The organism is Kitasatospora sp. SC0581 (assembly GCF_048159585.1).
GTDB lineage: Bacteria > Actinomycetota > Actinomycetes > Streptomycetales > Streptomycetaceae > Kitasatospora.
Genome location: NZ_JBLRWA010000178.1, coordinates 1 through 402 on the forward strand (window position 1 = coordinate 1; position 402 = coordinate 402).

1 pseudogene is annotated in these 402 nt (G+C 65.4%); it reads left to right on the forward strand.

From position 1 onward, the window contains the following. Nucleotides 1-402, forward strand: a pseudogene (locus ACLWS4_RS37660) (HNH endonuclease); the annotation flags it as partial.

Below are 402 nucleotides of genomic sequence, written 5' to 3' on the forward strand. Positions count from 1 at the left end.
GCAACCCGACGAACGGTGGTCGGCTGGACCGCGAAGTGTTGCAGGACTTCCTTGATCGTCCAGCGGAAATGGCGCAGGCGGCGCAGCTCCTTCGCGACGGACTCCGGGCAGGGGTCCTGGAGCCTGTGCTTCCCTAGGATGAGGAAGAGGACGACGAGGAGTCGAGCGCTCCGGAAGGCCGTGTGCTCTACCGGCGCCACCGTACGCGTGAGCGCAACAAGGGGCTCCGCAAGAAGAAGATCGCTTCGGTGCTCAAGAAGGGTGGCACGCTGGCCTGCGATGCCTGTGGCTTCGACTTCGGTCAGGTCTACGGTGAGCGCGGCGATGGCTACATCGAGTGCCACCACGTGGTGCCGCTCCACGAGGCGGGTGAAGGCACGACGAAGCTCACCGATCTCGCGC